The sequence below is a fragment of the Providencia sp. PROV205 genome, from assembly GCF_028479505.1.
Taxonomy (GTDB): domain Bacteria; phylum Pseudomonadota; class Gammaproteobacteria; order Enterobacterales; family Enterobacteriaceae; genus Providencia; species Providencia huaxiensis.
Window position 1 is genome coordinate 1 of sequence record NZ_JAMPNU010000015.1, and the last position, 18,422, is coordinate 18,422.

At 42.1% G+C, this 18,422-nt stretch carries 16 protein-coding genes; 9 read left to right on the forward strand and 7 right to left on the reverse strand.

Annotated features, from left to right (window positions below; translation table 11 throughout):
* Window positions 1-3: 3 nt before the first annotated feature.
* Window positions 4-1,455: a tRNA uracil 4-sulfurtransferase ThiI gene (gene thiI / locus PR800_RS10430; RefSeq protein WP_195698218.1), complete on the reverse strand. Its 1,452-nt coding sequence runs from the start codon at window positions 1,453-1,455 to the stop codon at window positions 4-6.
* 220 nt (window positions 1,456-1,675) lie between these two features.
* Between thiI and xseB the strand changes: the two genes are divergently transcribed.
* The 4 genes from xseB to caiF all read left to right on the forward strand — a co-directional run bounded on the left by xseB (window position 1,676) and on the right by caiF (window position 5,921).
* Complete coding sequence (xseB, locus tag PR800_RS10435; protein WP_004914571.1) at window positions 1,676-1,927, forward strand: exodeoxyribonuclease VII small subunit; 252 nt, start codon at window positions 1,676-1,678, stop codon at window positions 1,925-1,927.
* Window positions 1,928-1,930: 3 nt separating this feature from the next.
* A complete protein-coding gene (gene ispA, locus PR800_RS10440) occupies window positions 1,931-2,848 on the forward strand; it encodes a (2E,6E)-farnesyl diphosphate synthase (protein WP_102139032.1) in 918 nt (305 codons plus the stop codon).
* 249 nt (window positions 2,849-3,097) lie between these two features.
* Entirely contained in the window at window positions 3,098-4,963 is a 1,866-nt protein-coding gene (dxs, locus tag PR800_RS10445; RefSeq protein ID WP_166266705.1) for a 1-deoxy-D-xylulose-5-phosphate synthase, read from the forward strand.
* A gap of 565 nt (window positions 4,964-5,528) precedes the next feature.
* Window positions 5,529-5,921, forward strand: coding sequence for a carnitine metabolism transcriptional regulator CaiF (gene caiF, locus PR800_RS10450; RefSeq protein ID WP_102139030.1), 393 nt, complete (start codon window positions 5,529-5,531; stop codon window positions 5,919-5,921).
* Between the two features lie 79 nt (window positions 5,922-6,000).
* Here the strand turns inward: caiF and caiE are convergent, their stop codons facing one another.
* The 6 genes from caiE to caiT form a co-directional block, all read right to left on the reverse strand.
* Window positions 6,001-6,594: a carnitine operon protein CaiE gene (gene caiE / locus PR800_RS10455; RefSeq protein WP_102139029.1), complete on the reverse strand. Its 594-nt coding sequence runs from the start codon at window positions 6,592-6,594 to the stop codon at window positions 6,001-6,003.
* Window positions 6,595-6,617: 23 nt separating this feature from the next.
* Complete coding sequence (caiD, locus tag PR800_RS10460; RefSeq protein ID WP_272530763.1) at window positions 6,618-7,403, reverse strand: crotonobetainyl-CoA hydratase; 786 nt, start codon at window positions 7,401-7,403, stop codon at window positions 6,618-6,620.
* Between the two features lie 87 nt (window positions 7,404-7,490).
* Window positions 7,491-9,050 carry a crotonobetaine/carnitine-CoA ligase gene (gene caiC, locus PR800_RS10465; RefSeq protein WP_210848904.1) on the reverse strand — a complete coding sequence of 520 codons (1,560 nt, stop codon included), beginning with the start codon at window positions 9,048-9,050 and terminating at the stop codon, window positions 7,491-7,493.
* Between the two features lie 70 nt (window positions 9,051-9,120).
* Window positions 9,121-10,341 (reverse strand): L-carnitine CoA-transferase, encoded by a 1,221-nt coding sequence (gene caiB / locus PR800_RS10470; RefSeq protein ID WP_166266695.1) that lies wholly within the window; start codon window positions 10,339-10,341, stop codon window positions 9,121-9,123.
* 63 nt (window positions 10,342-10,404) lie between these two features.
* Window positions 10,405-11,547, reverse strand: coding sequence for a crotonobetainyl-CoA dehydrogenase (gene caiA / locus PR800_RS10475; protein ID WP_102139025.1), 1,143 nt, complete (start codon window positions 11,545-11,547; stop codon window positions 10,405-10,407).
* 34 nt (window positions 11,548-11,581) lie between these two features.
* Entirely contained in the window at window positions 11,582-13,099 is a 1,518-nt protein-coding gene (gene caiT / locus PR800_RS10480) for an L-carnitine/gamma-butyrobetaine antiporter (RefSeq protein WP_102139024.1), read from the reverse strand.
* A 511-nt stretch (window positions 13,100-13,610) separates the two neighbouring features.
* On the opposite strand from caiT, the gene fixA reads away from it, so the two are divergent.
* The 5 genes from fixA to PR800_RS10505 all read left to right on the forward strand — a co-directional run bounded on the left by fixA (window position 13,611) and on the right by PR800_RS10505 (window position 18,360).
* Window positions 13,611-14,381, forward strand: coding sequence for a putative electron transfer flavoprotein FixA (gene fixA, locus PR800_RS10485; RefSeq protein WP_195698217.1), 771 nt, complete (start codon window positions 13,611-13,613; stop codon window positions 14,379-14,381).
* A gap of 11 nt (window positions 14,382-14,392) precedes the next feature.
* Window positions 14,393-15,334 (forward strand): FAD-binding protein, encoded by a 942-nt coding sequence (locus PR800_RS10490; RefSeq protein WP_272530767.1) that lies wholly within the window; start codon window positions 14,393-14,395, stop codon window positions 15,332-15,334.
* A gap of 53 nt (window positions 15,335-15,387) precedes the next feature.
* The gene (gene fixC / locus PR800_RS10495; RefSeq protein WP_272530768.1) at window positions 15,388-16,674 is read left to right on the forward strand and encodes an FAD-dependent oxidoreductase FixC; all 1,287 of its coding nucleotides are present in this window, start codon (window positions 15,388-15,390) and stop codon (window positions 16,672-16,674) included.
* Window positions 16,671-16,958, forward strand: a complete 288-nt coding sequence (gene fixX / locus PR800_RS10500; RefSeq protein ID WP_102139020.1) for a ferredoxin-like protein FixX — start codon at window positions 16,671-16,673, stop codon at window positions 16,956-16,958. Before fixC ends, fixX begins: the two co-directional genes overlap by 4 nt.
* Before the next feature lie 76 nt (window positions 16,959-17,034).
* Entirely contained in the window at window positions 17,035-18,360 is a 1,326-nt protein-coding gene (locus PR800_RS10505) for an MFS transporter (RefSeq protein WP_241098700.1), read from the forward strand.
* Window positions 18,361-18,422 lie beyond the last annotated feature (62 nt).

Here is an 18,422-nt window from a genome sequence, read left to right on the forward strand (position 1 = left end):
AAGCTACGGCCGATAAACCTTTATATTTTCATAACCTTGTTCCTTTAGGTATAGCGCTTGCAAGCGGCTCATTACCCCACGGTCACAATATAATAAGTAGGTTTTATCTTTTGGTAAGTCACCAAATTGCGTGCTCAACTTATAGAATGGAATATGCTTAACTTCCATTCCATCCACGTTTAATGGTTTATCTTCAAATTCATCAATTGAACGAATATCTAAAATCACTTCATTTTCAATTGAAAGCTCACTCACCATTTCAATTTCAGGGACTTTTTCAAGGCTTTCTTGTGCAATTTGGCGAATATCAATATTTTGCGCTTGTTCAACAACAGACTCTAAAATACCGAAATCAAAGTTGCCCTCTTCCGCTTCAATACGCGCTTTCACCGCTTTCACTGTTGGGCTTTTTGAAATCACACCACAATATTCAGGCATGGTTTTAGCAAAATCTTCAGTACCAATTTGGCGAGCTAGTTTGATAATGTGTTCTTTATCATGAGAAATTAGCGGCCTTAATACGAGGGTATCAGAAGCATTATCAATTAAGCGCAGGTTTGTTAGAGTCTGGCTTGACACCTGCCCCAGTGCTTCACCCGTAACAATCGCCTGAACGCCATAACGTTCTGCAACTTTAGATGCGGCTCTTACCATCATACGTTTGAGCACAACCCCCATTTGGCCATCATCCACTTTTTCTAAAATTTCAGCCACAACTGGCTCAAAGTTGACAGCAATAAAACGAACTTTATGGGAGCTACCAAAACGGTTCCACAGATAATGTGCAATTTGTTTCACACCAATTTCATGTGCAGCGCCGCCTAAATTAAAGAAGCAATAGTGAACACGACAACCACGACGCATCAACATATAGCTCGAGACACCTGAATCAAAACCACCAGAAATGAGTGATAACACATCCTCTTGGGTCCCGATAGGGAAACCACCGATACCTTCAATACGTGCTTTAACTAAGATAAGTTTATCATCTTCGATTTCTAAGTGGATCGTGGTATCAGGATCCTTAAGCTTAACTTTTGCAGACGCAATGTGCTGGTTCAGCCCACCACCAATATAGCGTTCGGCATCGATGGATGAAAACTCATGTTTACCGCGACGTTTTACCCGCACACAGAATGTTTTATTTTCTAATGACTCACCATAGGCTTCGTGTGTCATTTCGTAAATATGATGTAGACTGGTAAATGGTTTTTCTTCCACTTCGAGAATATGGTGAATACCTGGGATACGCCCTAGCATGTCACAAATTTCGTCGTGTTTTGTTTCCCCCTTCACACGCACTTCAATGTTATCCCAATTACGGACAACCGAAATTTCTTCGCCAAGTGGTTTAAGCACGTTACGGATATTACTGGTCAAAATTTTAATGAAACGTAGCCTAACAGTTTGGCTTTTAATGGTAATTTCTGGGAATAACTTAATGATAAACTTCATAATAGCTGCATGTTCATGGTGGTTGGGGGCAAACGGATGTGCCTTAACAGAGACACATGACACGTTACCAATTGTCAATAATGAGGCGTATTATAACACTATCTTGCGGGTTGAATCTAAAAACCCCAATAATAAATTGTAACCGTAGCAAGACTGCGTTAGTCTGCTGAATATTTAAAATCCCTCGAATTAACTGATTTCACATTAGTGGCTAAATATTATGGCTAAAGAAAAAACTCAGCAAGTTCCAACTGTTAGTTTTGAAAACTCGCTTCAAGAGCTAGAGCAGATCGTCGCTCGCCTAGAATCTGGTGAGCTTCCCTTAGAAGATGCCCTTAATGAGTTTGAACGTGGTGTTCAAATTGCTAAACAAGGTCAAAAAGTACTACAGCAAGCTGAGCAACGTGTACAAATTTTGCTGAGTGATGACGAAAATAAACCTCTAGCCGATTTTTCACCTGATACTGAATAAATTATGTCTGAACAACATTTAGATAGCTTTACGCAGCAACAAAAACAGGCCTACGACAGAGTCAATCAATACCTATTAGATGCCTTAAACGCACTGCCATTTACAGACCTTCCACTTGCACAAGCAATGCGTTATGGCACATTATTAGGTGGAAAACGTTTACGCCCATTTTTAACTTATGCCATCGGCTCTATGTTTGGTGTTAGCCAAGAAAATCTTGATGCCCCTGCAGCCGCCGTCGAATGTATTCATGCTTATTCATTAATCCATGATGATTTACCTGCAATGGATGATGATGATTTGCGTCGCGGCCAACCGACTTGCCACATTAAATATGGTGAAGGTAATGCGGTACTTGCTGGAGATGCATTGCAAACATTGGCATTCCAACTGCTGTCATCGGCACCCATGCCAGATGTTACTGATAAAGACCGCATAGCGATGATTGCAGAGTTATCATACGCAAGCGGTTTAGCTGGTATGTGTGGTGGACAAGCTCTTGATTTAGATGCGGAAGGAAAGCAAGTTAACCTTGAATCCCTCGAGCGCATTCATCAACATAAAACAGGTGCATTGATTCGTGCAGCAATCCGTCTTGGTGCTTTTGCAGCCGGTGAAAAAGGCCAACAATTACTGCCTGTTTTAGACAAATATGCACAATCCATCGGCCTTGCCTTTCAAGTACAGGACGATATCCTAGATGTTATCGGTGATAGTGAAGTTACGGGTAAACGCCAAGGAACGGATGCCGAACATGAAAAAAGCACCTACCCATCGCTATTAGGCCTTGAAGCAGCACAAAAAAAAGCACGTGAGCTATATCATGATGCGATAGATGCTTTAGAGACTCTCCAGTCCCATGGATATAATATAGAAATGCTAAGTGCTTTAGCTAATTTCATTATTGAGCGTAAAAGCTGACAATATGCTTTGCCTTTTAGCTACAAGAAGATCGATAATTACGGCAATTATTACCTTAATGCATCTTCGAATCATACCTATAGCCCCAAAAAATAGATGGATGACTTCTTAATCAATAGAGTTATAGGCAGACGATAAACGAAGGCAACCCAACAGCACATAGAAGCCTTATGTCGCTAAATACTGAGAATAGTCATTTTATTGTGGCTAAGTAAGTTGGGTTTTTTATTAATTATAAGTGAGCAACTAATGAGTATTGATATCGCTAAATATCCAACGCTAGCCTTGGCAGAGACACCAGATGAGCTTCGTCTGTTGCCTAAAGAGAGTTTGCCTAAGCTTTGTGATGAACTCAGACAATTTTTACTGAGTAGCGTGGGTCGCTCTAGCGGTCACTTTGCTTCTGGTCTCGGTGCTGTTGAACTCACCGTCGCATTGCATTATGTCTATAAAACTCCATTTGATAACCTTGTTTGGGATGTCGGCCACCAAGCCTACCCACATAAAATATTGACGGGTCGCCGTGACCGTATTGATACCATCCGTCAAAAAAATGGTTTGCATCCCTTTCCATGGCGTGAAGAAAGTGAATATGACATTTTAAGCGTTGGCCATTCCTCAACATCCATTAGTGCCGGTTTAGGTATGGCCATTGCCGCAGAAAAAGAGCAACAAAGCCGTAAGACGGTTTGTGTGATTGGTGATGGCGCGATCACTGCAGGAATGGCATTTGAAGCGATGAACCATGCAGGGGATGCCGCACCTGATATGTTGGTTATCTTAAACGATAACGAAATGTCTATTTCAGAAAATGTTGGCGCACTCAACAACCACTTAGCTCACTTGCTTTCTGGAAAGCTCTACACAACATTGCGTGAAGGTGGCAAAAAAGTTTTTTCTAACATGCCACCGATTAAAGAGCTACTGAAAAAGACAGAAGAACACATTAAAGGCATGGTTGTACCGGGAACCATGTTTGAAGAATTAGGTTTTAACTATATTGGCCCTGTTGACGGCCATGATGTTGTTGCCTTAGTTCAAACGTTAAAAAATATGCGTGATTTAAAAGGCCCGCAATTTTTACATATCATGACCAAGAAAGGCCGAGGTTATGAGCCGGCAGAAAAAGACCCTATTAGCTGGCACGCGGTTCCTAAATTTGACCCAAGCACATTCACTTTACCCAAAAGCAAAGAGACAGGGCCGACTTTCTCTAAAATTTTTGGTGATTGGCTATGTGAAGAGGCTAAAAATGATAGCAAATTGATGGCTATCACCCCTGCTATGCGTGAAGGGTCTGGTATGGTTCGCTTCTCTAAAGAATTCCCAGACCAATACTTCGATGTCGCGATCGCTGAACAACATGCGGTCACATTTGCAGCCGGCCTTGCCATTGGTGGCTATAAGCCTATCGTTGCCATCTATTCCACGTTCTTGCAACGCGGTTACGACCAAGTCATTCATGATGTGGCTATCCAGAAGGTTCCTGTCATGTTTGCGATTGACCGAGCTGGTGTTGTCGGGGCAGATGGGCAAACTCACCAAGGTTCTTTTGATATTTCATTTCTACGCTGTATACCAACAATGGTTATTATGGCCCCAAGTGATGAAAATGAGTGCCGCCAAATGCTACATACTGGCTACCATTACCAAGATGGCCCATGTGCAGTGCGTTACCCTCGAGGCACAGGAACAGGCGCTGAATTACAGCCATTATCACCACTACCTATTGGTAAAGGTATTATTCGTCGCCAAGGTGAAAAAGTCGCTATCTTATGCTTTGGCACATTATTAAGCCACGCATTAGTCGCTGCCGAGCAACTCAATGCAACTGTCATTGATATGCGCTTTGTGAAGCCTTTAGACGAAGCCCTGATCCTTGAAATAGCCGAGACTCATGATGTTCTTGTCACTCTCGAAGAAAATGCCATCATGGGTGGTGCAGGTAGCGGCGTGAATGAATTCTTAATGCATGAGAAAAAAATCATTCCAACCTTAAACCTTGGTTTACCTGATTATTTTATTTCTCAAGGTACCCAAGAGGAACTTATTGCTGAATTGGGCTTAGATTCCACTGGTATTGTTAATTCTATTAATAACTACTTAGCCAAATAATTTTTATCTTTAGGGCATTGCATTAACAATACAATGCCCTATTCAATCACAAAGCCAATCACTCTTATTCCTTTTCTTAATACACTAAAAAAGTATTTATCTCCCTGTTATTACTGACTCATTCATGTTCATTAAAAAAATATGTCACATTTTTATTATATTTGAAGATCATTAAAATAAAATATAAAACTAAATACAATCAGTTTATCTACAACAATATTCAGCTATTTACCTGAAATAAGAATATAAACAAAGCTTTTATCTTGAATGTGAGTTTTTACAATAAAGACATGCAAATTATTTTAAAATCTATTAATATGAACTTTGTCACTATAGGACTGAGTAATTTAGTCTCTGAGTTATATTCGTAAAATATCATTTTGAAAATGACAACTAATTTCTATAACGAATATATTATTTTAACAATTTTAACCGAAAATTAATAAGTAATTATTTTGTTTTCTTAATTAACAAACCAGGAAACAAATAAACGCTATTCCAACTACAATTTTCATATAGTTTATTTTTATTTAATCAATTTTAATAAATAGATTTGGGAGCGCTTATGTGTGGACAATTTATTAATGAACCCTTGTATTTATCTATTGCGAACTGGGTAATGAAACAAGGCCGCTGGACAACAGCTAGAGAGATATCTAACAACTTTGGTATCCCGCATCCTAATGCCGTCAATATTGTTTCTTATATTTTATCTGATGTTGCTGAAATTCAGTGTGAAGTAAAAATGATCCCAAATAAATTATCGGGACGAGGTTGCCAATGTCAGCGGCTTATTAAAGTTAAGAGAATTGATAACCAGCTTTATGCACGTTTAAGAAATCATCAAGCTGAAAAAGTCACTATCGATTCTCCTATAAAAGCAGCTTCTATGCCGCCAAGTGAATTAAATCGAGAGCAAAAATGGCAATGGATGCTATCAAAATCACAACGTCGCTAAACCTATTTCTTAGCTTCACACCAATAAAAAACGCAGACTTCACCAGCTGCGTTTTTTTATTTTACGGCCTTTTTGTGAATCACTGCCCCTTAGGTTTTACATCCGTTGTACCAAATAATTGGGGTCGATTAACTTCAAGCTCTGTTAAGGGCTGAGTTTCTTGTAGGTATTGCTGATACCGACCGGCTAAGTCTTGATATTCTTTAGTGTTTAACCGCTTCCAATGCAGTTCTTCATCAGTCACTGAGCGTAAAAAACGTGCTGGACTTCCGACTAACATCTGACGGCTTTCTCCTTGAAAACCGGCTTTAACAAAACTCATCGCAGCAACAATGCTTTCCTCACCAATCACAGCACCATCCATAACAACACTGTTCATTCCAACCAAAGCATCACGGCCAATAATGCATCCATGTAGAATAGCTCCGTGGCCTATATGTCCGCATTCATGGACAATGGTTTCTACATCACTGTAGCCATGCATGATGCAGCAGTCCTGAATATTCGCGCCTTTTTCTATGATCAATCGTCCATAATCCCCACGTAAAGAGGCGTTAGGCCCAATAAAAACTCCTTCACCGATAATAACATCACCAATCACTACCGCTGATGGGTGTACATATGCGGTAGGGTGAACAACTGGGATCACCCCTTCAAAAGCGTAAAAGCTCAAAATTCACCTCGCTGCTAGCTTAACTAGCGCCCTTTCCAACTTGGTGAACGTTTTTCGGCAAATGCGAGTGGGCCTTCTGTTGCATCTTCGGAATGTAAAACCGCAGGGTAGTTTGTCAGTACACCGCTGCGCATGAGTTTATACCCCTCTTCAACAGTGAGCTCCCCTGTCGCACGGAAAATTTCTTTCAGTGCAGCGACAGCAAGTGGCGCACTTTCGGTGATTTGCTCCGCTAACTGACGCGCTTTGTCCATTAAGTTTTCAATTGGTACAACATCGTTAGCAATTCCCCAACGTAATGCTTCCTTCGCATCCATTCGCCTACCCGTCATTACCATTTCGTTCACAATGGGTGCTGGAAGAATTTTGGGTAAGCGTAAGACACCGCCGCTATCAGGTACAATGCCAAGTTGTGCTTCTGGTAATGCAAAGCTAGCATTTTCAGAACAAATAATCATATCTGCTGCTAAAGCCAGTTCGAAACCTCCACCAAACGCATAACCATTTACAGCTGCAATGACAGGCTTATTCAAATTGAAAATTTCAGTAAGCCCTGCAAAACCACCAGGACCAAAATCAGCATCTGGGGCTTCACCTTCTGCAGCAGATTTTAAATCCCAACCGGCAGAGAAGAACCGCTCGCCAGCACCGGTGATAATCGCAACGCGTAATGATGGGTCATCACGGAAGTTGAGAAAAACCTCACCCATTTTGAAACTGGTTTTCGCATCAATTGCATTCGCTTTAGGTCTATCAAGTACGATTTCTAAAATGGAGCCATTACGGGTAACTTTTAATGATTCGCTCATAGTGCAATCCTTTAGTGATCATGCGTTCGCATTTTGGCTGCAAATAGTTAAAACCAAAACGTTCGCGTAATTAATAGAATTATTCGATTATTTCAGGTGTTTTTTCAGTACTTTCCCAGAACAGTTACGCGGTAAATCCTTACGTACCTCAACCCATGACGGCACTTTAAATTTCGCCATCTGCTTTTCACAGAAAGCGAAAAACTCTTCCTGCGTTAAGGTTTCACCCTCTTCTAGCACAATAAAGGCTTTAATTGCTTCATCACGAATTTCATCAGCAACACCTATCACGGCCACGTCAACGATAGCAGGATGTGAAGCAATGATATTTTCAATCTCACTGCACGAAACGTTTTCGCCGCACCGTTTGATCATGTTCATGCTTCTATCCACAAAATAGAAAAAGCCATCGTCATCTTGATAAGCAAAGTCTCCGGTATGCATCCAGCCTTGTTTATCGAAAGCTTTCTCCGTTGCTTCTGGGTTGTTGTAGTACTCTTTAAATAAGGTTTTTCCACGTTCACCTTTAACACAGAGCTCGCCTACCACCCCTGCTGCAACAGGTTGGTTATTTTCATCCCTGATTTGTGCTTTATAGCAAAAACCGGGGCGGCCAATAGATGGCCAGCGACGAATATCACCGGGCCTATCGCCAATCAACCCCACGATGGTTTCCGTCATGCCATATGAGGTCAGAAAACTCTTCACCGCAAAACGCGCCATAAATTGTTCTTTTTCCTCATTACTCAAATTGAGATAGAACATCGCTTCACGTAAACAATGGTCTTTTTCGTTATCCGCCAGAGGTTGACTTAATAACGTGCGGATCATCATTGGGATCAACTCAACCACCGTCGCTCGATGTTTCACGACTTGTTGCCAAAAACGTCGTGCACTGTACCTTTCGAGTAACACAAAAGTAGCGCCCACCGAAAAGGCGGCCATGGACACGGTGCACTGGCAATCGATATGAAAAACAGGCATGACAGTCAGATAAATATCATCTGAGCGCAGGGTGTTCTGCCAAGAAGAGTAGTAACCCGCAAAACGTAAGTTATAGTGGGTAATGATCACCCCTTTGGGTTTTGAGGTCGTACCCGAAGTAAATAAAATTTCCGCAGTATCATCAACACTTAACGCAATGAGTTGTGTCAATTCAATGGGTTTTTGTGCTTGTTCAAGCAAAAAGTCTGAAACGCCGTTTTGTTGTTTAACGGGGGTATCTGAAATTAAAAAAATATGTTCAAGGCTGGTACTTTCATCATCAAGTACACGTTGATAAATATCTAAAAAAGTCGCACAAGTCACGACCATCCGTGGCTGGCAGTTTTGCATAATCCAAGCGGCTTCATTGTATTTATAACGTGCATTAACAGGGACCATAATCGCCCCAATTTTTGCCAAGCCAAACCAGCAAAAGAAAAACTCTGGGCAATTATCTAAATGTAAAGCAACCTTATCCCCTTTTTGAATGCCATAAGCTAAAAAGAGGTTTGCTGTGCGATTAATGTGTTCATTCATCTCTCTATAGCTGAATTCACGAACATTTCCATCGCAGGATTCAAAGATAAGCGCCTTATTATTACCGTGGGTTAACGCTAAATCATCCCACATTTGACGCAAATTTTGTTTACCGATTACATCCATTAATTGCTTCCCATCATTTCCCTGATGAATATTCAGGCCAATGGATTAATTGACCTGAATATTCATTCAATTAATCCACTATTTTGGCCAGTCCTTTGTCGACTAACCCCCGAATATCTGTTTCGCTATATCCAATATTTTTCAATATATCAGTGGTATCCATGCCATGTGATGGCATACCGCGCCATATTTGGCCCGGATTATTTTTGAATTTTGGCATAACGTTTGGACCACGACATGTGCGCCCATCCATGGTCTGCCAACTGGTAATCGACTCCCGAGCTATGTATTGAGGGTTAGTATCTAGCTCAGGAATAGTTAATACTTTCGCACTTGCAATGTTCAGCTCAGCCAACCTTGCTAACACCTCATCAATCGAGCGTGCGCCTAGCCATTCATCGAGTTTTTCTTCCATTAAAGGTCCATAAGGACATTCAATTCGATGAATGAGCTGAGTCCCTTCAGGTATTTCTGGCGTTCCTAGTAAATGACCAAGACCAATATCTTTAAATATTTCTTGTACTTGAGTGATACCAACGACTTCCATCACAATATAGCCATCATTACAGCTATAGAGCCCACAACCCGCGTAGTACGGGTCTTTCCCTTTGGTCATACGTGGGCAAATTTCGCCACCATTGAAGTAATCCATCATGAAGTATTGCCCCATACGCAACATCACTTCGTACATGGCGATATCAATGCTTTCCCCTTTACCCGTTTCACGCGCTTTATACAGTGCTGCGAGAGCTGCTGTTGTGGCGGTCATGCCAGAAAAATAATCTGCGGTATAAGGGAAGGCAGGCATTGGCTGGTCTTTATCACCATTTTGGATAAGATAACCACTGAAAGCCTGTGCAATGGTATTGTAGGCCGCTAGGTTAGTGTATTGAGGGTCGCCATATTGTCCGAAGCCTGATAAATGAGCGATAACCAATTTTGGGTTGTGTTCCCAAAGTACCTCATCGGTGATCCCTCTACGGGCAAATGCGGGTCCTTTACTAGCCTCAATGAATATATCCGTTGTTTCCATTAGCTTCAGGAATGCTTCTCGCCCTTCATCTTTAAAGATATTCAGTGATAATGCACGCAGGTTACGCCTTGATAACTGAGGATAATTAGGCTGAACACGAATGGTATCCGCCCACGCTACGTTCTCTATCCAAATCACTTCTGCGCCCCACTCTGCAAACATTTGTCCTGCAAATGGGCCGGCTATTTCAATCCCTGAAAATACCACTCTGACCCCAGCTAATGGGCCAAACTCTGGCATAGGTAGATGCTCTGCCATGTTCTCGTCTCCTGTGAAACTTGGTTGGCTCGCTAAAAAAGCCAACCTATAAGCATTCAGTTATTAGCGGTACTGTTTCAGTACACTGCGGCCTAGTGTTAGTATTTGCATTTCATCTGAACCACCAGATACACGATCCACACGTAAGTCACGCCAGAAACGTGCAATTCGATGCTCACCTGCAATTCCGACACCGCCGAGTACTTGCATCGCAGAATCCACAACTTCAAACGCCGCATTTGCACAGAAGTATTTACACATCGCTGCATCACCCGAGGTGATCAATCCGTTGTCACTCTTCCATGCAGTTTCATATAACATGTTGCGCATTGAATTGAGCTTGATCGCCATATGTGCAAATTTTTCTTGAATTAATTGGTAACGACCAATTGCTTCACCGAATTGAACACGCTGATTTGCATAGCGAGCCGCGTCTTCGAACGCACACATTGCTGTACCATAGTTAGTCAGAGCCACAAGGAAACGCTCGTGGTCAAACTCTTCTTTCACACGGTTGAAACCATTACCTTCACGGCCGAACATATCTTTTTCATCAAGTTCAACGTTATCAAACGTGATTTCACAGCAGCTATCCATGCGTAAACCCAGTTTCTCAAGTTTATTCACCTTGATACCCGGTTTGCTCATATCCAAGAACCACTCAGTAAAGACAGGTTTATCTGGCGAATCTGCATCACGGCTCATCACCACGATATACGGTGTGTAGGCACTACTGGTGATAAAGCATTTGCTACCATTAAGATAAACTTTGCCATTACGACGTTGATAAGTGGTTTGCAAGCTACCGACATCAGAACCGGCACCCGGTTCAGTGATCGCAGAGTTCCACATTTGTTTACCTGTGCCGCGAAACGCCATAATTTTATCAATTTGCTCTTGAGTCCCTTCCCTCAGTACGGTGTTAAAACCACCCGGTAATTGGTACAGCACATAGGTTGGTGCACCTAGGCGACCTAATTCCATCCATACTGCAGCTACCGTAATAAACCCTGCATCTAAGCCGCCATGTTCTTCTGGGATCAGCAGGTTATCGATTTCCATGTCCGCTAAGGCTTTTACAAAACGCTCAGGATATTGGCTGTCGCGGTCGCACTGTGCGAAATAGCTCTCCCAGTTTTCACTGGCCATCAGTTCACGGATCCCTGCGACAAACAACTCCTGCTCATCATTCAATCTAAAATCCATATCAATAACCTCTTACATGTTGTTTTTGAATAAATTAGTCATTTTTCCAATGCACTTTGGCATCTTTAATAAAGGAAAGCGTTACCATGATGTTGACGAAAAAAAGTGGGCATCCTCCAGCAATTATCGCGGTTTGTATTGGTTTTAATCCGCCTAGAGCCAGCAATACAATGCCGATAACACCGACTAAGACAGACCAACCGATACGTACTAATAATGGTGGCTCATCACCCTCTTTCACTGCGCGACAAGTCGACATAGCGAGAGTGTATGAACAAGCATTAATCAGTGTGACCGTGGCGATAAAGCAGAGGATGAAGAAGCCCCAAATTGTTACAGTGCTCAAAGGTAAGGCAGCCCATGTCTCAATGATGGCGCGTGCAACGCCGAATTCTTCAATCAGTTTTGGAATGTTGATAATGTCTTTATCAATCAGTTGTAGAGTATTACTTCCTAAAATAGTCCAAATTAATGTCGATCCTGCGGTTAAACCCGCAACCATACCAATACACAATTCACGGACAGTACGGCCTTTCGATATACGTGCGAGGAAGATACACATTTGAATGGCATAGATAACCCACCATGCCCAGTAAAATACTGTCCAGCCCTGTGGGAAACCACTTTTACCAACCGCATCTGTATAGAACAGCATACGTGGCATATACATCATTAGAACACCGATAGAATCGGTAAAGTAGTTAACAATAAAGCTAGCACCACCAACAATGAATACCCATCCCAACATCAAGAAACTGAGATAACTACGTACATCACTGGCAATCTTCACCCCTTTTTGCAGGCCGAAAGCCACACAAATTGCATTTAGAATGATCCAGCAGAAAATGATGATGGCATCAAGTTGTAAGGTATGTGGAATACCAAATAAATATTGAATACATTCAGTAACCAATGGTGTTGCTAACCCTAGACTGGTTCCCATTGCTAATATCAAAGCAACGAGATAGAAGTTATCAACAAGCGTCCCAAACCAGCCATTGACACGTTTTTCCCCTACCAGAGGAACTAGCGTACTACTCGGACGAATAACATCCATTTTGCGGACAAAGAAGAAATAACCGAATGCGACAGATAAGAAGCTATAGGTCGCCCATGGTAATGGCCCCCAATGGAACAAGCTGTATGCAAGCCCGATATTTTTGGCCTCGTTTGAATAAGATTCAAAGCCAAAAGGCGGTGTAGAAACATAATAATAGATTTCAATCGACCCCCAAAAAAGTACCGCTGCAGAGGTACAAGATGCGAACATCATGAAAATCCAGCTCGCACGGCTAAATTCCGGCTTCTCTTCTCCTAAACGTTTTTTGGCATAAGGCCCCAAAATTAGCCAGAACCATCCACCAAACATCACAACCATGTACCACTCAAATGCCCAGCCCCACACATTAGTGACATAGCTGAAGACTTGGTTGATCACTTCATTTGAAGCATCAAGGTCACGGACAGTTAGCCAACACAATAGTCCAACAATGATCAACGGTGGAAAAAAAACTTTTGGTTCTATTCCACCCTTTTTATTTTCTTTGCTCATAGTTCGTTCCCAATTTATTATTTAATATATAAGCTTTAAGAATAGATATTATTTAACACCTCATTACTTATTTATTATTAAATCCCATTAACCCCTAAAAATTTAATTCCGCATTAATTCAATCACTATTCAAATCATGTCGACTCGTCATTAACAATTCTGTTATTAAGGTCACAATATTATTCGTGATAAATAATTGTTATTATTTATTCCATTTGAAATGATTTTAAATACCAATAAATACATAGAGATAAAATATTGTGTAACATTAATGTTATTAAATACCTTCAGTATTGGTGATTAGGGTAGCAATATTGAACATTTCGTTGATAAGTTGATGATTTTTACAGTATTGGTGAGTAGGGTATCAGTATGAATATTTAAACCGACTTTATTTTAAGGTTTTCAATATTGGTGACCTAGGTTTTATTTTTAAATATCCAGTTCATGATAATTATATAATCCGAAACCGAAACGGATCATATTTATTAATATTATTTTAGGAGATGTAATGAATATTATTACATGCTATAAATCTGTTCCTGATGAACAAGATATTATTGTAAATAGCGCAGATGGTTCTTTAGATTTTTCACGTGCTGATACCAAAATCAGTCAATATGATTTAAATGCAATTGAAACCGCTAATCAAATAAAAGCGCAGCAAGCTGACAGTAAAGTGATTGCGTTAAGTGTCGGTGGTAAAGCACTGACCAACATGAAAGCACGTAAAGACGTTTTATCTCGTGGCCCAGATGAACTTGTGGTTGTTATTGATGACCAACTGGAACAAGCCTTACCACATCAAACGGCTCTAGCCTTGAGCTCTGCAGCTCAAAAAATCGGTTTTGATTTAATTATTTGTGGTGATGGTTCCGCTGATTTAAATGCACAACAAGTTAGTATCTTGATGGGCGAAACACTGCAAGTTCCTGCCATCAACGGTGTGAAGAAAGTCGTTTCAATCACCGCTAACACGGTAGTTATAGAGCGTGAGCTAGAAGATGAGATTGAAACGCTATCCATACCATTACCAGCCATTGTCGCTGTTACCTCCGATATTAACGTTCCCGTTATTCCATCAATGAAAGCAATTTTAGGCGCTGCTAAAAAACCCGTTCAAGCTTGGACGATGGCTGATATTGGCTTAGATAACGTTGCTGCTCTTTCTGCGCAATCTATTGCGGCACCTAAGCAAAAAGTCCGCCAGCGCATCATCATTGAAGGTGATGGCGAAGACCAAATTGCACAATTTGCTGAACATTTAAGAAAAATTATTTAATCGGAGGCGTTATGAGCAAATTATCAACCGTTTGGGTATTTAGTGACATGACTTCTCGCTTACCTGAACTTATCGGTGGCGCCCTTGCTCTAGGAGAGCAAGTCAATGTATTAGCACTTGATGACACACAAAGCTCACAAGCTTTCCAACTCGGTGCAACGCAAGTTTTTCAACTGGCAGGTAAACCTGACGATCGCATTATTGAAGATTATGCGGACACTATCGTTTCAACCATCAAACAGTATGGCGATAACGGTTTATTGCTATTACCTAACACCCGTAGGGGTAAATTATTAGCAGCACGTTTAGGCGCTAGACTGCAAGCAGCCGTTTCTAACGATGCGGCAGCAATTACAATCGAATCAGGAAAACCTGTTATTAAACATATGGTTTACGGTGGTCTAGCCTTTGGTCAAGAAACCTTAGAGAGCTCATTTTCGATTGCCACCCTCGCGACAGGTACATTTGAAGCTGCACAAAATGATGCATCACGTAGCGGTACGGCTCAAGCTGTGCAATGGGTCGAACCAAAACAATCTATTGTACGTACCTCGGTTCAGAAAAAAGCAGGTAACTCCGTTGAACTAGACAAAGCGCGTCTGGTAGTCAGTGTGGGTCGTGGGATTGGTAGCCAAGAGAACATTGCAATAGCCAAAACATTAGCAGATACCATTGGTGCTGAAATTGCCTGTTCACGCCCAGTCGCAGAAAATGAAAAATGGATGGAACATGAGCGCTACGTTGGGATCTCCAATTTGATGCTCAAACCAGAGCTTTATCTCGCAGTAGGGATTTCAGGTCAAATCCAGCACATGGTTGGTGCAAATGGAGCCCAAATTATTGTGGCCATTAACAAAGACAAAAATGCCCCTATTTTCCAATTCGCAGACTATGGGATCGTTGGGGATTTATTCAAAATCCTCCCGGTACTCACTCAACAACTGGCTAAATAAACCAAATAACAGTGGGGCTTTAGCCTCGCTGTTTAGTGACCTTTGGAGAAACTATGTCCGACGATATTTTTGATGCGATCATTGTAGGCGCTGGCCTAGCTGGTTCGGTTGCTGCACTGGTACTTGCCCGTGAAGGTGCTCAAGTTCTCCTAATTGAACGAGGAAACTACGCGGGCGGTAAAAACGTAACGGGTGGGCGAATGTATGCCCATAGTTTAGAACGGATCATTCCTGGGTTTACCCAAGACGCACCTATCGAACGCATGATCACCCGAGAAAAGCTGTCATTCATGACAGAAACTGGCGCTGTAACCGTCGATTTCCAAAATGCAGCTGAACAAAAACCAGAGGAAACCTCTTGGTCTGTGCTACGTGGCAAACTCGACCCATGGCTAGTTGAACAAGCTGAAAATGCTGGTGCACAGTGTATTACGGGGATTCGGGTTGATAAGTTAGTTGAACGCGATGGCAAGGTAGTTGGTGTTGAGGCTGATGGAGACGTACTTGAAGCTAAAGTGGTCATTTTAGCGGATGGCGTCAATTCACTGCTTGCCGAACAACTTGGTATGACAAAGCGCGTCAGTGCGGAACATGTCGCGGTTGGAGTAAAAGAGCTTATTGAGCTACCGAAAGATATCCTGGCTAACCGTTTTAATCTTAAAGAAAAAGAAGGTGTGGCATGGTTATTTGCAGGGGCTCCTACTGATGGCCTAATGGGAGGCGGCTTCCTATATACCAACGAAGATACGGTTTCTTTAGGCTTAGTTTGTGGTTTACACCACATGAAAGACGCCAAAAAATCTGTCCCTCAAATGCTAGAAGATTTTAAAAATCACCCTGCCGTTGCACCACTGATTGAAGGTGGGAAAATGGTCGAATATGCCGCACACGTCGTCCCTGAAGCTGGTCTAAAAATGCAATCCGAATTGGTACGCGATGGTGTTTTAATTGCCGGTGATGCTGCGGGTATGTGTATGAACTTAGGCTTTACCATTCGCGGAATGGACTTAGCGGTCGCTTCAGGTGAAGCCGCGGCAAATGCAGTACTCAACGCGATGAAAAAAGAGGACTTTAGTAAACAAGGACTCAGTGAGTACCTCAAATTACTCAACGAAGGCCCTCTTCGAGATATGAACATGTACCAAAAAATGCCTGAATTTTTGGATAATCCACGCATGTTCTCTGCCTATCCAGAAATGGCTGTCGGTATTGCGAAAAAGCTATTCACTATTTCAGATGAAGCTCCTATCCCGCTGCGTAAGACCATGTTACAACACGCGAAAAAAGTGGGCTTTATGAATTTGCTCAAGGATGGAATCAAAGGAGTCAGAGCAATATGAGTAATCCAGTCAACGTTGATATCAAACTCGGTATTAATAAATTTAATGTCGATGAAGAAAACCCACATATTGTTGTGAAAGAGCATCCAGACATGCAGGTGCTTGAAACATTAACCAAAGCCTGCCCAGCAGGTTTGTATAAAAAACAAGAAGATGGTTCAGTTCGTTTCGACTATGCAGGCTGCCTTGAATGTGGCACTTGCCGTATTCTAGGCCTAGATAGTGCATTAGAAAAATGGGAATACCCACGCGGCACATTTGGCATTGAATTTCGTTACGGCTGATTATTTCGTATTACTCTCGAAGTGACATGCTTCGAGAGCTTTTGAGCGGTTATTTGCGCTGATACAGGGATGCATAATGAAACCAAAAAGTTTTGATGACATTCAATTTTCTTCCGTTCACCGGCGGATCATGCTGTGGGGTAGCGGTGGGCCTTTTCTGGATGGTTATGTGTTAGTCCTGATTGGCGTTGCTTTAGAACAACTTACCCCTGTATTAAGCTTAAGTAGCGAATGGATTGGCTTACTCGGAGCAGCAACACTTGCGGGCCTCTTCATAGGAACCTCCCTATTCGGCTATATTTGTGACCAAGTCGGTCGCCGCAAAATGTTCTTAATTGATATTGTTGCCATTGGTGCTATTTCTGTTGCGACCATGTTTGTCTCAACACCGATGGAGCTGCTCATCATGCGGTTCTTAATCGGGATAGTAATTGGTGCAGATTACCCGATTGCAACGTCAATGATCACCGAATTCTCTAATACCAAACAACGCGCATTTGCTGTCGGTTTTATTGCGGCAATGTGGTATGTGGGCGCAACCTGTGCCAATCTCGTCGGTTATATGCTGTATGACGTTCAAGATGGCTGGCGCTGGATGCTTGGCAGTGCAGTTATCCCCTGCATCGTCATTTTAATAGGCCGTTTTGATTTACCGGAGTCCCCTCTTTGGCTTATTCGTAAAGGCCGGGTCAAAGAGTGCGAAAAAATGATGGAAAAGCTGTTTGGCCAGCCCGTGGTATTCGAAGCTGAAGAACAACAAAAAACACATTTCCTCCAGTTATTCACTAAGCGCCATTTTTCTTTCGTTCTATTCACTGCCATTATTTGGACCTGCCAAGTGATCCCGATGTTTGCAATTTACACCTTTGGCCCACAAATTGTTGGCCAGCTCGGTTGGGATCAAGGGAAAAATGCCGCACTAGGTAACGTGGTTATCAGCCTATTCTTTATGTTAGGCTGCTTACCCGCGATGTATTGGCTAAATAAAATGGGACGGCGGCCACTATTGATTGGTAGTTTTGCCATTATGACTCTTGCACTGGCGATACTTGGGCTATTCTCAAACCTCGGTATTTGCCTTGTGATTATTATGTTTGGCATTTACGCATTCTTTTCAGGCGGCCCCGGTATTTTACAATGGCTCTATCCTAATGAACTATTCCCAACAGATATCCGTGCCTCTGCCGTTGGGGTAATTATGTCCATCAGCAGGATTGGAACCATTTTTTCAACATGGGCACTACCGCTATTTATCACTAAATACGGCGTCAGTTCGGTAGTGCTGATGGGGGCGGGTGTTTCACTTATAGGGTTGATTGTCTCAGTTCTATTTGCCCCCGAAACCAAAGGCTTAACCTTAGCGCAAACCTCAGTGATGGGTATTCGGCGTGGAAAGAAGTAAGAGAAGCAAGAGAAGTTACTACGATGAGCAATTATATCCAATACGCTAAATAGTTTGGGTTA

Coding starts and splice junctions, on each gene's coding strand:
- fixC (WP_272530768.1), top strand. CDS start 15,388: ATGTCCGACGATATTTTTGATGCGATCATTGTAGGCGCTGGCCTAGCT.
- caiF (WP_102139030.1), top strand. CDS start 5,529: ATGTGTGGACAATTTATTAATGAACCCTTGTATTTATCTATTGCGAAC.
- PR800_RS10490 (WP_272530767.1), top strand. CDS start 14,393: ATGAGCAAATTATCAACCGTTTGGGTATTTAGTGACATGACTTCTCGC.
- xseB (WP_004914571.1), top strand. CDS start 1,676: ATGGCTAAAGAAAAAACTCAGCAAGTTCCAACTGTTAGTTTTGAAAAC.
- thiI (WP_195698218.1), bottom strand. CDS start 1,455: ATGAAGTTTATCATTAAGTTATTCCCAGAAATTACCATTAAAAGCCAA.
- caiD (WP_272530763.1), bottom strand. CDS start 7,403: ATGAGCGAATCATTAAAAGTTACCCGTAATGGCTCCATTTTAGAAATC.
- fixA (WP_195698217.1), top strand. CDS start 13,611: ATGAATATTATTACATGCTATAAATCTGTTCCTGATGAACAAGATATT.
- caiB (WP_166266695.1), bottom strand. CDS start 10,341: ATGGCAGAGCATCTACCTATGCCAGAGTTTGGCCCATTAGCTGGGGTC.
- fixX (WP_102139020.1), top strand. CDS start 16,671: ATGAGTAATCCAGTCAACGTTGATATCAAACTCGGTATTAATAAATTT.
- dxs (WP_166266705.1), top strand. CDS start 3,098: ATGAGTATTGATATCGCTAAATATCCAACGCTAGCCTTGGCAGAGACA.
- PR800_RS10505 (WP_241098700.1), top strand. CDS start 17,035: ATGAAACCAAAAAGTTTTGATGACATTCAATTTTCTTCCGTTCACCGG.
- caiC (WP_210848904.1), bottom strand. CDS start 9,050: ATGGATGTAATCGGTAAACAAAATTTGCGTCAAATGTGGGATGATTTA.
- ispA (WP_102139032.1), top strand. CDS start 1,931: ATGTCTGAACAACATTTAGATAGCTTTACGCAGCAACAAAAACAGGCC.
- caiA (WP_102139025.1), bottom strand. CDS start 11,547: ATGGATTTTAGATTGAATGATGAGCAGGAGTTGTTTGTCGCAGGGATC.
- caiT (WP_102139024.1), bottom strand. CDS start 13,099: ATGAGCAAAGAAAATAAAAAGGGTGGAATAGAACCAAAAGTTTTTTTT.